This window comes from Agrobacterium deltaense RV3, assembly GCF_900013505.1.
Lineage (GTDB): Bacteria > Pseudomonadota > Alphaproteobacteria > Rhizobiales > Rhizobiaceae > Agrobacterium > Agrobacterium leguminum.
The window spans coordinates 2,376,999-2,389,612 of sequence record NZ_LT009745.1; the positions used below are offsets into that span (position 1 = coordinate 2,376,999).

Annotated in this window: 13 protein-coding genes and 1 tRNA gene; 11 read left to right on the forward strand and 3 right to left on the reverse strand. The window is 60.6% G+C overall.

What is annotated here, in order from left to right:
* The first annotated feature begins 66 nt into the window (after nucleotides 1-66).
* From AGR7B_RS12050 to dps, 10 genes are all read left to right on the forward strand, one after another.
* The gene (locus tag AGR7B_RS12050) at nucleotides 67-1,134 is read left to right on the forward strand and encodes an ABC transporter substrate-binding protein (protein WP_425321148.1); all 1,068 of its coding nucleotides are present in this window, start codon (nucleotides 67-69) and stop codon (nucleotides 1,132-1,134) included.
* 337 nt (nucleotides 1,135-1,471) lie between these two features.
* Nucleotides 1,472-2,416 carry a Bug family tripartite tricarboxylate transporter substrate binding protein gene (locus AGR7B_RS12055; RefSeq protein WP_078051664.1) on the forward strand — a complete coding sequence of 315 codons (945 nt, stop codon included), beginning with the start codon at nucleotides 1,472-1,474 and terminating at the stop codon, nucleotides 2,414-2,416.
* The gene (locus tag AGR7B_RS12060) at nucleotides 2,413-2,907 is read left to right on the forward strand and encodes a tripartite tricarboxylate transporter TctB family protein (RefSeq protein ID WP_065655556.1); all 495 of its coding nucleotides are present in this window, start codon (nucleotides 2,413-2,415) and stop codon (nucleotides 2,905-2,907) included. The genes AGR7B_RS12055 and AGR7B_RS12060 overlap by 4 nt, the downstream gene beginning before the upstream one ends.
* Nucleotides 2,908-3,014: 107 nt before the next feature.
* Nucleotides 3,015-4,532: a tripartite tricarboxylate transporter permease gene (locus tag AGR7B_RS12065; protein ID WP_020809148.1), complete on the forward strand. Its 1,518-nt coding sequence runs from the start codon at nucleotides 3,015-3,017 to the stop codon at nucleotides 4,530-4,532.
* Nucleotides 4,533-4,661: 129 nt separating this feature from the next.
* On the forward strand, nucleotides 4,662-4,919 hold the full coding sequence (locus AGR7B_RS12070; RefSeq protein ID WP_080857086.1) for a hypothetical protein: 258 nt from the start codon (nucleotides 4,662-4,664) through the stop codon (nucleotides 4,917-4,919).
* A 274-nt stretch (nucleotides 4,920-5,193) separates the two neighbouring features.
* Nucleotides 5,194-6,129 carry a siderophore ABC transporter substrate-binding protein gene (locus AGR7B_RS12075; RefSeq protein WP_080856734.1) on the forward strand — a complete coding sequence of 312 codons (936 nt, stop codon included), beginning with the start codon at nucleotides 5,194-5,196 and terminating at the stop codon, nucleotides 6,127-6,129.
* Nucleotides 6,130-6,205: 76 nt separating this feature from the next.
* Nucleotides 6,206-7,171 (forward strand): ABC transporter permease, encoded by a 966-nt coding sequence (locus AGR7B_RS12080; RefSeq protein WP_080856735.1) that lies wholly within the window; start codon nucleotides 6,206-6,208, stop codon nucleotides 7,169-7,171.
* Nucleotides 7,164-8,132, forward strand: coding sequence for an iron chelate uptake ABC transporter family permease subunit (locus AGR7B_RS12085; protein ID WP_080856736.1), 969 nt, complete (start codon nucleotides 7,164-7,166; stop codon nucleotides 8,130-8,132). The genes AGR7B_RS12080 and AGR7B_RS12085 overlap by 8 nt, the downstream gene beginning before the upstream one ends.
* Complete coding sequence (locus AGR7B_RS12090) at nucleotides 8,129-8,887, forward strand: iron ABC transporter ATP-binding protein (RefSeq protein WP_080856737.1); 759 nt, start codon at nucleotides 8,129-8,131, stop codon at nucleotides 8,885-8,887. The genes AGR7B_RS12085 and AGR7B_RS12090 overlap by 4 nt, the downstream gene beginning before the upstream one ends.
* Nucleotides 8,888-9,009: 122 nt before the next feature.
* Complete coding sequence (gene dps / locus AGR7B_RS12095; protein WP_003522611.1) at nucleotides 9,010-9,498, forward strand: DNA starvation/stationary phase protection protein Dps; 489 nt, start codon at nucleotides 9,010-9,012, stop codon at nucleotides 9,496-9,498.
* Between the two features lie 76 nt (nucleotides 9,499-9,574).
* Here dps and AGR7B_RS12100 read toward each other — a convergent pair whose 3' ends face one another.
* Nucleotides 9,575-9,796, reverse strand: a complete 222-nt coding sequence (locus tag AGR7B_RS12100; RefSeq protein ID WP_003522612.1) for a hypothetical protein — start codon at nucleotides 9,794-9,796, stop codon at nucleotides 9,575-9,577.
* A 384-nt stretch (nucleotides 9,797-10,180) separates the two neighbouring features.
* Between AGR7B_RS12100 and AGR7B_RS12105 the strand changes: the two genes are divergently transcribed.
* Nucleotides 10,181-10,255: transfer RNA gene (locus AGR7B_RS12105), tRNA-Gly, on the forward strand.
* 141 nt (nucleotides 10,256-10,396) lie between these two features.
* Here AGR7B_RS12105 and AGR7B_RS12110 read toward each other — a convergent pair.
* Nucleotides 10,397-11,230 carry an aldo/keto reductase gene (locus AGR7B_RS12110; protein WP_080856738.1) on the reverse strand — a complete coding sequence of 278 codons (834 nt, stop codon included), beginning with the start codon at nucleotides 11,228-11,230 and terminating at the stop codon, nucleotides 10,397-10,399.
* Nucleotides 11,231-11,291: 61 nt separating this feature from the next.
* Nucleotides 11,292-12,473 carry an MFS transporter gene (locus AGR7B_RS12115; RefSeq protein WP_080857087.1) on the reverse strand — a complete coding sequence of 394 codons (1,182 nt, stop codon included), beginning with the start codon at nucleotides 12,471-12,473 and terminating at the stop codon, nucleotides 11,292-11,294.
* Nucleotides 12,474-12,614 lie beyond the last annotated feature (141 nt).

The following is a 12,614-nucleotide window of genomic DNA, read 5'->3' on the forward strand; positions in this document are numbered from 1 at the left end:
CATTGCCGAGTTTAACCAGACCCTTACCGCTTGTGAATGGCCAGCGCCTGCTGCATGATCTTTTCCATGCGTATCTGCCTTCTCCTCTGTCTCTGTCTTTGCACGGCCTCGCCAGCGCTTGCGCAAGTCGCCGTCTTTCCGGCACCTTCCGGCAAAGCGGATGCCGAAACGCTGGTGGTCTATTCCTCGCTGGACGAACCGCTGGCGACACCGATGATCGAGGGTTTCCAGAAGGCCAATCCCGATATCGCCGTCCATTATGAGGATATGCTGACCGGCGAGATTTACGACCGCATCGTGAAGGAAACCGATGCGGGCAAAAAGACCGCCGATTTCGCCTTTTCCTCCGCCATGGATTTGCAGGTGAAGCTGAGCAATGACGGTTATGCCCAGCGTTCCGACCTCGCCATGAGCGCCCGCTGGCCCGCCTGGGCGAACTGGCGCAACACCGCTTACGCGCTGACTTTCGAGCCGGCGGTTTTCGTTTATCACAAGCCGAGCTTCACCACCGAAGAACCGCCAGCCAGCCGCGCCGAATTCGTCGATTATCTCGAACGCAACGCCAAGCAAGTGCATGGCCGCATCGCCACCTACGACATCGAACGCTCCGGCGTCGGTTTCCTGTTCATGTCGCGCGATCAGGAGCAGTTCGGCGATATATGGAACGTCATCAAGGCCATGGGCGCGGCGGGCGTGAAGGTCTATTCCACCTCCTCGGCCATTCTGGAACGTGTTTCCGACGGCCGTTTCGTGCTGGGTTATAATATTCTCGGCTCATATGCGGCCGACTGGGCCTCGCGCCACCCCGATGTCGGCATCGTGCTGCCGAAAGACTATACCGTCGTCATGTCGCGCATCGGGCTGGTGCCGGAAGCCGCCGCCAACCCGGCGCTCGGCCGCCGTTATCTGGAATTCTTTATGTCGAAGGAGGGCCAGACGATCATGGCCCGGCAGTTGCAGATCCCCGCCGTCAGCCCGGAAGTGGCGGGCGAAAACACCGCCAACACCATGCAGGCCATCCACGGCGCACAATTGCGCCCCGTGCCCGTCAGTCCCGGCCTGATGGTCTATCTGGATCAGGTCAAACGCAGCCGCCTGATCGAGCGCTGGAACGAGGCGTTGCGGTCGCAGTAGTTCCCCCCTCATTCCTGTGCTTGTCACAGGAATGAGGGTGTGGAGAAAGCTTCAAAGGCGCAAAACAAAGCCGTCCCACACGCCACAGTAGACGTCCGATACAAATTAATAGAGAGTAAATGCGCAAGGACTTGCGTAGCGTCAGTTAGATGACAGCTTTCTGTGATGCTCTGCAATTCTTCTTCATTCCGTGGAGGCGGAAGAAGATGCGGGAGGAAATCCAGGATTGCCAAGGCCCCACGCTGAGCATTCAGCGCCGGCGCAGACGCGTCCGAAAAGCCCCCCGCATAAACGAAAAACGACGCCCAAAAAGGGCATCCTGAGGAGGGTTTTCCAAGTGAAGCATTTTCTTATCGGCACATTCCTGGCGGGCGTGATCGCGCTTCCGGCGGTTGCAGCGGACTACACCATCATCGCCCCGGCAAATCCCGGCGGCGGCTGGGACCAGACCGCGCGCTCCCTGCAGACCGTGCTGCAGGAAGAAGGCATTTCCAAGAGCGTTCAGGTGCAGAACGTACCGGGCGCAGGCGGCACCATCGGTCTTGCGCAGTTCGCCAGCCAGCAGAAGGGCAACCCGAACGCTCTCATCGTCGGCGGTTACGTCATGGTCGGCGCGATCCTCACCAACAACGCGCCCGTCACCCTCAAGGAAGTTACGCCGATCGCCCGTCTGACCGGCGAATATGAAGCCATCGTCGTTCCGGCATCCTCGCCGCTGAAGACCATCGGCGACCTCATCGACCAGCTCAAGAAGGATCCGGGCAGCGTTTCCTGGGGCGGCGGCTCCGCTGGCGGCACCGACCATATCGCCGTTGGCCTTATTGCCAAGGCAGCCGGTGTCGACCCGACCAAGATCAACTACATCGCTTATTCCGGCGGCGGCGAAGCGCTTGCCTCGATCCTCGGTTCGCAGGTGACTGCCGGTATTTCGAGCTACGGCGAATTCGAGAGCCAGGTAAAGGCCGGCACGCTGCGCCTGCTCGCAGTTTCCAGCGAAGAGAAGCTGGAAGGCGTCGATGCGCCGACGCTGAAGGAAAGCGGTCTCGATGTCGTCGTCCAGAACTGGCGCATGGTCGCCGCTCCTCCCGGCCTGACGCCGGAGCAGGAAAAGGCCGTCAATGCCGACATCGAAAAGCTGGTGAAGTCCGCCAAGTGGCAGGAAACCCTGAAGACCAAGAGCTGGATGGACACCTATCTCGCCGGTGACGAATTCAAGGCGCAGCTCGCCAAGGATACCGACGCCACCGCCGCCATCCTCAAAGACATCGGACTGGTAAAATGAGCCAGGGTTCCAACCCTTCGCAGCATCAAAAGCGCCGCCCTGACTGGGCGGCGCTGGCGATCGCCATCTTCCTCGTCATCATCGCCTGCGTAATCTTCTGGGATAGCGCCCGCCTCGCCAGCGTCACCGGTTATTCGCCGGTCGGCCCGGCAACGGTGCCTTATGCCATCGGCTTCTGTCTTATCGGCCTGGCGCTGTGGACGGCCATCGAGGCCTGGCGCGGTGATTTTCCCGAACGCGACAAACAGGAAATCGCCCCGGTTATCTGGGTCGTCGCCGGCCTTGCCGCGCAGATGTTGCTGCTCAACGTCGCGGGTTTCTCCATTGCCACCGGCCTGCTTTTCGCCTTTACGGCGCGCGCCTTCGGCAAACGCAAGCTCTGGTATTCGATCCCCATCGGCATCGCCCTGAGCTTCTTCATCTGGTTCATCTTCGCGCGGCTGCTGCAGCTTTCGCTACCCGCCGGGCCTCTGGAACGGCTGTTGTTCTAACAGCCATTCCGACCAAAATTTGAGATCACAGGAAACCGCAGGCGCGCAATGACGCATATGCCAGCCGTTCCGCCCGCCCATCGGGTCCACTTGGGGGACATCTGTCCATGAGTACCTTTGAATTCCTGCTGCACGGTCTTGAGGTTGCCGCCCAACCCATGAACCTGCTCTATGCGCTGATCGGCGTGACACTCGGCACCGCCGTCGGCGTTCTGCCCGGCATCGGGCCTGCGCTGACCGTGGCGCTGCTTCTGCCCGTTACCTACAGGCTCGATCCCGCCGGTTCGCTCATCATGTTCGCCGGCATCTATTATGGCGGCATGTATGGCGGCTCGACCACCTCGATCCTGCTCAACACGCCGGGCGAAAGCGCCTCGATCGTGACCGCGCTTGAAGGCAACAAGATGGCCCGCAAGGGCAGAGGCGGTCCGGCCCTTGCCACCGCCGCCATCGGCTCCTTCGTCGCCGGCCTTATCGCCACCATCGCACTCGCCTTCATCGCGCCCTATATCGTCAAGCTGGCGCTGGTCTTCGGCCCGCGTGAATATTTCGCGCTGATGGTGCTCGCCTTCGTTACCGTTTCCTCCGCTTTCGGGGATTCGGCGCTACGCGGCCTTACCTCGCTGTTCATCGGCTTTGCGCTTGCCATCGTCGGCATCGACCAGCTGACCGGCCAGACCCGCATGAGCTTCGGCATTCCCGACCTGCTCGACGGCGTGGAAGTAACGACGCTTGCGGTCGCCATGTTCGCCATCGGCGAAACCCTGTTCATCGTCGCCCAGGGCAGCACCGGCCCGGACAAGGTCGAAGCCGTGAAAGGCTCCGTCTGGATGAGCGCGCAGGACTGGGCACGCTCGTGGAAAGCCTGGCTGCGCGGCACGCTCATCGGCTTCCCCATCGGCGCCATGCCGGCGGGCGGCGCTGAAATCGGCACCTTCCTGTCCTATGCCACCGAAAAGAAGCTGACCAAATATCCGGAAGAATTCGGCCATGGCGCCATTGAAGGCGTCGCAGGTCCGGAAGCCGCCAACAATGCCTCCGCCGCCGGTACGCTGGTGCCGCTCTTGACGCTCGGCCTGCCCACGACGGCGACCGCCGCCATCATGCTCGCCGGCTTCCAGCAATATGGCCTTCAGCCCGGCCCGCTGCTGTTCGCCACCAATCCGCAGCTGGTCTGGGGCCTGATCGCCAGCCTGTTCATCGCCAACCTGATGCTGCTGGTTCTGAACCTGCCGCTCGTCGGCCTGTGGGTGAAGCTGCTGACCATTCCGAAGCCCTGGCTTTATGCCGGCATCCTGCTGTTTGCGACGCTCGGCACCATCGGCGCCAACCCATCGGTCTTCGAACTCGGCATGCTGCTCGCCTTCGGTATCCTCGGCTATATCATGCGCATCTTCGGTTATCCGATTGCGCCTGCGGTCGTTGGTCTCATCCTCGGCCCGCTTGCGGAACAGCAGCTGCGCCGCGCTCTTGCCATCGGCCAGGGCGACCCGACGGTGCTGTTCACCTCGCCGATTGCCGTTGGCCTCTTCATCGTGGCAGCCGCCGCCTTCATCATCCCGCTCATCATGCGTATCCGCGGCCGTGGCGAGGTGCTGACGCAGCTTGCCGCCAACGAGGACTGAGAAACCAAGAACCTCCCAAGGCAACTGGCCCCGTATCTTCGGATGCGGGGCCTTTTTTATTCACGCCAACGGGATGTGTGGCACAGGCGCGGCCATGATATGATTCCGCTCCAAACGCAGGAGAAAGACATGCGCATGATTGCGATCATGATGGTTCTGGCGCTTGCCGGCTGCACCACCGCCCCCGATGTCGAGCCCATTGCCGGCAGCATCACCTATGGCGGACAGCCTCGCACCAAACTCACCAAATCCCCCATCGGCAGCACGCTCAGCAATGAATTCGTGATGGGCGACGGGCGGCTGGCGATCGAAACCTACCGCGTGCAACCGGACCGGTCGCTGAAACTCGAGAGGCGCGAAATCGTCGGCGACTGGCCTCCGGATTGATGGATGGGACTTGATGTGGTTCCCGCTTCTACTACGACTGACCACTCTTCCCGTCATGCCGGACTTGTGTGGACGTATTGTGGTTTACGTCCGGCGATCACAACGAGTCTTGCTACGCGCGGCTCCCCCTTTCCCGCTCACCGCAATTCAGAACCGTTCTAAAACATAATTTTGATTTCCGCCGACCTTGCCAATAAAGCTGATCGTCAACATCAAGTTAACCCGGCGGGATCACGTCCGCCGGCTCGGAACCATATTGCAAGGGACATAATAAGTGGCCATCAACTTCACCTTCCCCGTTCGGCTGCTGGCGGCAGCGGCCTTCAGCCTCGGCGCGATGACGGCGAGTGCCGAAGAAATGACGATCAAGCACGCGCAGGGCGAGACCGTGCTGAAGGCGGCGCCGAAGAAGGTTCTGGTTCTCGATATTCCCTCTCTCGACAATCTCGATGCGCTCGGCGTCGAGCCCGCCGGTGTCGTCGGCTCCAACCTGCCCACCTATCTGCAGAAATATGCCGACGGCAAATATCTGAAGGTCGGTACGCTGTTTGAGCCTGATTATGAGGCGATCAATGCGGCCGAGGCCGATCTCGTCATCGTCGGCGGCCGTTCGCGGGCGAAATATCCGGACGTTGCGAAGATCACGCCCGCCATCGACATGTCGGTGGATTCCAAGGAATTCATCGGCAGCGTCAAAGCCAACATCACCAAGCTCGGCGATATCTTCGGCAAGCAGGAAGAAGCCAGGAAGCTCGATGCCGCCATCGATGAAAAAGTGGCGAAGCTGAAGGAAATCGCACCCAATTCCGGCACGGCGATGATCCTCGTCACCAATGCCGGCAAGGTCGGCGTGTATGGCCCCAGTTCGCGCACCGGCTGGCTGCACACCGAAATCGGCTTCAAGCCGGTCGCAGCCGACATCGACGACCGTTTTGACCGTGGCGATGTCGTCTCGTTCGAATATCTGGCCGAGGTCAATCCCGAATGGCTGTTCGTGATCGACCGCGACGCCGGCATCGGCCGCGCCACCGATCCGGGCAAGGCAGCCGCGCAGGTGCTGGACAACGAGCTGGTGCACCAGACCAATGCCTGGAAGAAAAAGCAGATCGTTTATCTCGATCCGCAGGCGGCCTATATCGTCAGCAGCGGTTATACGGCGCTCTCCACCCTGCTCGATCAGGTCTACAAGGCCGTCTCGGAGAAGAAGTAACCCCTGCCGAACAACATCAGGGCTCCCGATGGCTTGAGGCTACCGGGAGCTTTCGCCTTTTCCGGAAACCGCCAACGTGAAGTCCCTTTCACTGATATCAGCCCTTCTTCTGGCTCTGGTGCTCGCCATCACCAGCCTGTTCGTCGGCGTCAGCAACGTTTCGCTCACAACGCTTTTCGCACCGGACACGAGTGCAGACGCGCTGCGCGTGCTGCTCGTCAGCCGCATTCCGCGCACGCTGGCGTTGATACTGGCCGGAAGCTCGATGGCGATTGCGGGGCTCATCATGCAGATGCTGGTGCGCAACCGCTTCGTGGAACCTTCGACGGCGGGCACCACCGAATCCGCCGGCCTCGGCCTGCTCACCGTCACCCTCCTGGCGCCGGACACGCCGATCTTCGGCAAGATGCTGGTGGCCGCCGTTTTCGCGCTCGCCGGTACCGCGCTGTTCCTGCGTATCCTGAGGCAGGTGCCGCTGCGCGACGTGCTGCTGGTGCCGCTGATCGGCATCATGCTGGGCGGCGTCATCTCCGCCGTCACCACCTTCTTCGCTTATCGTTTCGATCTCCTGCAATCGCTGGGCGCATGGATGACCGGGGATTTTTCCGGTGTGCTGCGCGGCCGTTATGAATTGCTGTGGGTCGGCTTCCTCTTCGCCATCGCCGCCTATCTCGCGGCAGACCGCTTCACCGTGGCCGGCATGGGTCGCGATTTCACCACCAATCTCGGCCTCAACTATCGCCGCGTCATGGCGCTCGGCCTCACCATCGTCTCGCTGGTCAGCGCGGTCGTCGTCGTCACCGTCGGCATGATCCCCTTTCTCGGGCTGATCGTGCCGAATGTCGTCAGTCTGATGATCGGTGACAATATGCGCCGCTCAGTGCCCTGGGTGGCGACGCTCGGCGCGGTCTTCGTGCTTTCCTGCGATATCATCGGCCGCACCGTGCGCGCGCCTTACGAAATACCCATCGGAACCGTGGTCGGCGTCATTGGCAGCGCGCTGTTCCTCTATCTCCTGCTGCGGAAACGCCACCATGCGTGAGAGACATCCCGACCGGCGTGCAAAAACCGTTCTGCTGGTGCTTGCGGTATTCGCACTCATCTCCATGGCCGCCTTCATGACGCTTGGCGCCAAGGGCAGTTGGAGCTTCGTACTGCCGTTTCGCGGCATCAAGCTTCTGTCGCTCTTGCTGGTGGCCTATGCCATCGCGGTCTCCACCGTGCTGTTCCAGACGGTCACCAACAACCGCATCCTCACCCCTTCGGTCATGGGTTTCGATTCGCTCTATGTGCTGATGCAGACCGGGCTGATCTTCGTTTTCGGCTCGGCAACCGTCGTCCTGATCGATCCGCAGCTGAAATTTCTCACGGAGACCGCGCTGCTCGTCGCCTTTTCCGCCCTGCTCTATCGCTGGCTTTTCGTCGGCGCGGAACGCAGCCTGCATCTTCTGGTGCTGGTCGGCATCGTTTTCGGCGTCTTCTTCCGCAGCCTCTCGGGCTTCATGCAGCGCGTGCTGGACCCCAATGAATATACGGTGCTGCAGGATGTGCTCTTCGCCAGCTTCAATTCCATCGATCCGACGCTTCTTGCCGTCTCCGCCGTCATCATCGGCGTGGTGACCATCATCGGGCTCAGGCTGATGCACACGCTCGACGTCCTCTCGCTCGGCCGCGCGACGGCCATCAGCCTCGGTGTCGAATACAAGCGCACGGTCACCGTCATCCTCGTGCTGGTCTCCGTGCTCGTCGCCGTCTCCACGGCGCTCGTCGGCCCGGTCATGTTCTTCGGCCTGCTGGTCGCAGCGCTGGCCCATTATCTCACCGGCAACGGCAAACACGCCTATGTGCTGCCGGCCGCAATCCTCATCGCCGTGATCTGCCTCGTCGGCGGCCAGGTGGTGCTGGAGCGGGTCTTCGCCTTCGATACGGCGCTCTCGATCATCATCGAATTTCTCGGCGGCATCGTTTTTATCGGTCTTATTTTGAAGCGGGGTGCGCGATGATCATCGCCAGTCAGATCAGCAAATCCTATGGCGACAGCCTCGTCGTCGATGGCGTCTCCGTCTCCATTCCGGCAGGCGGCGTCACCTCCATCATCGGGCCGAACGGTGCGGGAAAATCGACCCTGCTCTCCATCGTCGCAAGGCTGATGTCGATGGATGCCGGAACGGTGACCGTCGACGGTCTGGATGTCACGAAAACCCCTTCCGATACGCTGGCCAAGCGGCTCTCCATATTGCGGCAGGACAACCACATCTCCTCACGCCTGACAGTGCGCGACCTCGTCGGTTTCGGCCGTTACCCCTATTCCAAGGGCCGCCCCACCATCGAGGACAAGGTCCATATCGACCGGGCGCTGGAATATCTCAATCTCGAAGCCCTTGCCGGCCGGTTTCTGGACGAGCTTTCCGGCGGCCAGCGACAGCGCGCCTTCGTGGCCATGGTGCTGTGCCAGGACACGGATTACGTGCTGCTCGACGAGCCGCTCAACAACCTCGACATGAAACACGCCTCCAGCATGATGAAGATCATGCGCCGCGCCGCCGACGAGCTGAAGAAGACCGTGGTTCTGGTGCTGCACGACATCAACTTCGCCTCCTGGTATTCAGACACCATCATCGCCATGCGTGAAGGCCGCATCTGCCATCAGGGGCCGGCCGAACAGATCATCCGTCCGGACGTCCTCAAGGAGATCTACGACATGCCAATCCGCGTCAATGAAATAGACGGCCGGCGCATCTGCCTGTTTTACGAATGACATGATGATTTTGCAGGATTTTCGCTGTCCCAGTGCTTAGCATGGAACAGGGCCTCAGGCCCGGACGTTAAACGACGGACTTTTCCAAAGCGGCATTCCGTCCGCAACTTCAGGAGACATCGATGAAGACGCACAAGACGAAGAACGACCTGCCTTCCAACGCCAAGTCGACCGTGATCGGCATTCTCAACGAATCGCTCGCCTCGGTGATCGACCTTGCGCTCATCACCAAGCAGGCGCACTGGAACCTCAAGGGCCCGCAATTCATCGCCGTGCATGAACTTCTCGACACTTTCCGCACCCAGCTCGACAATCATGGCGATACGATTGCCGAGCGTGTTGTCCAGCTTGGCGGCACGGCGCTCGGCAGCCTGCAATCCGTCTCTTCCACGACGAAGCTCAAGGCCTATCCGACCGATATCTACAAGATCCACGACCATCTGGACGAGCTGATCGAGCGTTATGGCGAAGTCGCGAACATGATCCGCAAGGCTATCGACGATTCCGACGAGGCGGGCGACCCGACGACGGCGGACATCTTCACCGCCGCCTCGCGCGATCTCGACAAGTCGCTGTGGTTCCTCGAAGCGCATGTGCAGGAAAAGAGCTGAGCCGGAAGCGGCTGCCGCCACAACACACGAAAGCGCCCGAGATGCTCGGGCGCTTTTTTATTGTCATATGGCGCAATCAGTGCCGACGTAAAACCGCAAGACCGATATCGCGCAACATCTCATGGTCAAGAATGCCGCGCTGGGCGCTACGGATCAAAACCGCCGCGCACTCATTGGCAACATGGCTGCTGCGGTCTTGAAAGCATTCGAAACATACGCCATCGAAAATAGTCTGCAGATCGGTGATCTGCTCCGGCGACAATTGTGCGCCAACCCGTTCAAAAGCTGCGTACGACAAGGCTCATCCTCCCGATGATGATATGCCAAACATCGTTCCCAATATCGTTTTGATTTTTCTTGTGGACAGGGAATTTGTACACCCGAACGAATCACTTGTCGAATCAGATTTTAACCAAATGTAAATAGGTTATTTTCTGGCCTTCCCGCCGGCCGCCACCCCATGGCAGGGGGATAAAAGCCAGCTGAAACAATATCTTCAGCGGAAATCCCCTGGTCGTCAGCCCGTGATGGCCGCCAGATTTGGATAAATCCGCGCACAGGCGGATTTCCACCGAAACCGCAAAAGAAACTGTTGCATTCCAAAAACGATTGAGCGATATAGCACCCGTCGCCGCTTCGGTGGCCCACGGTTCAGCGAACTACCCCGGACCGGTGGATTTGAGCGGGTGTAGCTCAGGGGTAGAGCACAACCTTGCCAAGGTTGGGGTCGAGGGTTCAAATCCCTTCGCCCGCTCCAAATTTCCAGAACAGGCAGATAAATCTTCACTGCACCCGATGTGAAACGCGTCGTTTCCATGGGCTGTGAGGAGCATTGCCGCGCGAGGATTTCCCACGCACGGGCAAACCGGGAAGGGCGTTCCCTCCCCGGCTCTTATTATCAGGCGGCCTTGTCCCAGACGGGTGCAAGCCCTTCCGGTGAAACGATGCGGCCATCCGGTCTGGCAAGCGCGCGGATCGCCGCCATTTCATCGGCCGAAAGTTCGAAATCGAAGATGGCGAGATTTTCATCGACGCGCGCTTCGCTGACCGTTTTCGACAGTGCGATGACACCCTGCTGCTGCACGAGCCAGCGCAGCACCACCTGCGCCACCGACTTGCCACGGCCTGCGGCGATTTCCTTCAGTACCGGATCGGTGAAGACCTTGCCATCGGCCATGCCGTAATAACCCGTCACCGACATGCCGGCGGCCTTTGCCGCGGCGATAACCACGTCCTGATCGATATAGGGGTGGTATTCGATCTGGTTGGTCACGATCGGGGCCTTGGACAACTTCACCGCCTCGGCCATCAGCGCCGTGCTGAAATTGGAAACGCCGATATGGCGCACCTTGCCCGCTTCCTTTTCCGCGTTCAGCGCGTCGATCTGTTCGGCAAGCGAAACCGCCTCGTTCGGCCAATGCAGCAGCAGCAGGTCGACATAATCGGTCTTCAGCTTTTTCAGGCTCTCATCCACGGAGGCGAGGAAGGCATTATGCCTGTAGTTCTCGACCCAGACCTTGGTGGTCAAAAACACGTCGCCGCGCGCCACGCCCGAAGCAGCGATGGCTTCACCGACCTCGGCCTCATTGCCGTAGATCTGGGCGGTATCGATATGGCGGAAACCGGCTTTCAGCGCATGGGGAACGATGCGCAGCACATCGGCACCGGGAATACGAAACGTGCCGAAACCCAGCGCCGGGATAGAAGCGCCATTTGCGGTGACATCAAACATATATTTTCTCCTTTGAAGCGGCCCGGCCGACTTGGGAGCGGCCGGGAATTTTATGAAAAGTTCAGGCGGTTTTCAGCGTCAGCGCGGCGCGGCGGTCGAGCATACTGCTCCAGAGGGTCAGGAGCAGGGCCACGGCGACGAGGATGGCGCCGACCCACGGGGTTGCGGCAAGACCCATCGGCGATTCCACCACCAGACCGCCAAGCCATGCGCCAATGGCGATGCCGAGGTTGAAGGCGGCGATGTTGAGCGCCGAGGCGACATCGACAGCGCCGGGGCGATGTTCCTTGGCAAGCTGCACCACATAAAGCTGCAGGCCGGGAACATTGGCGAAGGACAGGAAGCCGAGCGCGGCAAGCGTGATGAGCGTCAGCACCGGCGAGAAGGCGGTGAAGGAAAAGACGAGCAGCACGATGGCCTGCGCCAGGAAGAGGCCGATCAGCGCCCTGGCCGGGTTATGGTTGGCGATCCTGCCGCCGCCGATATTGCCGGCCGCAATGGCGATGCCATAGAGCACGAGGATCAGGCTGACGCTCTTTTCGGAAAAGCCGGTGACATCCTGCAGGATCGGCGCAAGGAAGGTGAAGGCGACGAAGGTGCCGCCGTAACCAAGCGCGGTCATGGCGAAAACGATGAGCAGGCGACCGGAGCCGAGAACACGGACCTGATCGACGAGGCTCGCCGGCGGCGCCTTCTTGAGCGTGTTCGGCAGAAGCGTGGCAATGCCGAAGAAGGCGATGACGCCAAGGGAGGCAACGACCCAGAAGGTCGCACGCCAGCCGAAGACCTGCCCGATATAGGTGCCGAGCGGAACGCCGGTGACGATGGCGACCGTCAGCCCCATGAACATCATGGCAATGGCCGAAGCGCGACGATTTTCCGGCACGAGATCCGCGGCGATGGTGGAGCCGACCGAGAAGAAGACACCATGGGCGAAGGCGGCGATGACGCGGGCGACAAGCAGCATCTCATAGCTGGGCGACAGGGCCGCAGCGCTGTTGCCGATGATGAACAGGGCCATCAGGCCGAGCAGCAGCGGCTTTCTTTCGATCCTGCCGGTCAGCGCCGTCAGGATCGGCGCACCAAAGGTGACGCCCAGCGCATAAACGCTGACGATGAGACCGGCAAGCGGCAGGGTGATGTGAAGATCGGTCGCGACCGTCGGCAGAAGACCGACAATCACGAACTCCGTGGTGCCGATCGCATAGGCCGCGATCGTCAGGGCAAATATGGCCAATGGCATGACAAATACCTCTTCGCCCGGAGCGGGATCGCGGGCGTTCTGGACAGCAACGCCGTCCGGTTGGATCATTTGGATAGCGATGCTATCCGGTTGGATCAAATCCATGGACGCAATATGGGCGAAGGGGACTTGCATGATAAT

What these genes read in the sequence shown, in the direction of transcription:
- AGR7B_RS12065 (WP_020809148.1), top strand. Translation starts at nt 3,015, where the DNA reads ATGAGTACCTTTGAATTCCTGCTGCACGGTCTTGAGGTTGCCGCCCAA.
- AGR7B_RS12050 (WP_425321148.1), top strand. Translation starts at nt 67, where the DNA reads ATGCGTATCTGCCTTCTCCTCTGTCTCTGTCTTTGCACGGCCTCGCCA.
- AGR7B_RS12070 (WP_080857086.1), top strand. Translation starts at nt 4,662, where the DNA reads ATGCGCATGATTGCGATCATGATGGTTCTGGCGCTTGCCGGCTGCACC.
- AGR7B_RS12085 (WP_080856736.1), top strand. Translation starts at nt 7,164, where the DNA reads ATGCGTGAGAGACATCCCGACCGGCGTGCAAAAACCGTTCTGCTGGTG.
- AGR7B_RS12115 (WP_080857087.1), bottom strand. Translation starts at nt 12,473, where the DNA reads ATGCCATTGGCCATATTTGCCCTGACGATCGCGGCCTATGCGATCGGC.
- AGR7B_RS12060 (WP_065655556.1), top strand. Translation starts at nt 2,413, where the DNA reads ATGAGCCAGGGTTCCAACCCTTCGCAGCATCAAAAGCGCCGCCCTGAC.
- dps (WP_003522611.1), top strand. Translation starts at nt 9,010, where the DNA reads ATGAAGACGCACAAGACGAAGAACGACCTGCCTTCCAACGCCAAGTCG.
- AGR7B_RS12110 (WP_080856738.1), bottom strand. Translation starts at nt 11,230, where the DNA reads ATGTTTGATGTCACCGCAAATGGCGCTTCTATCCCGGCGCTGGGTTTC.
- AGR7B_RS12090 (WP_080856737.1), top strand. Translation starts at nt 8,129, where the DNA reads ATGATCATCGCCAGTCAGATCAGCAAATCCTATGGCGACAGCCTCGTC.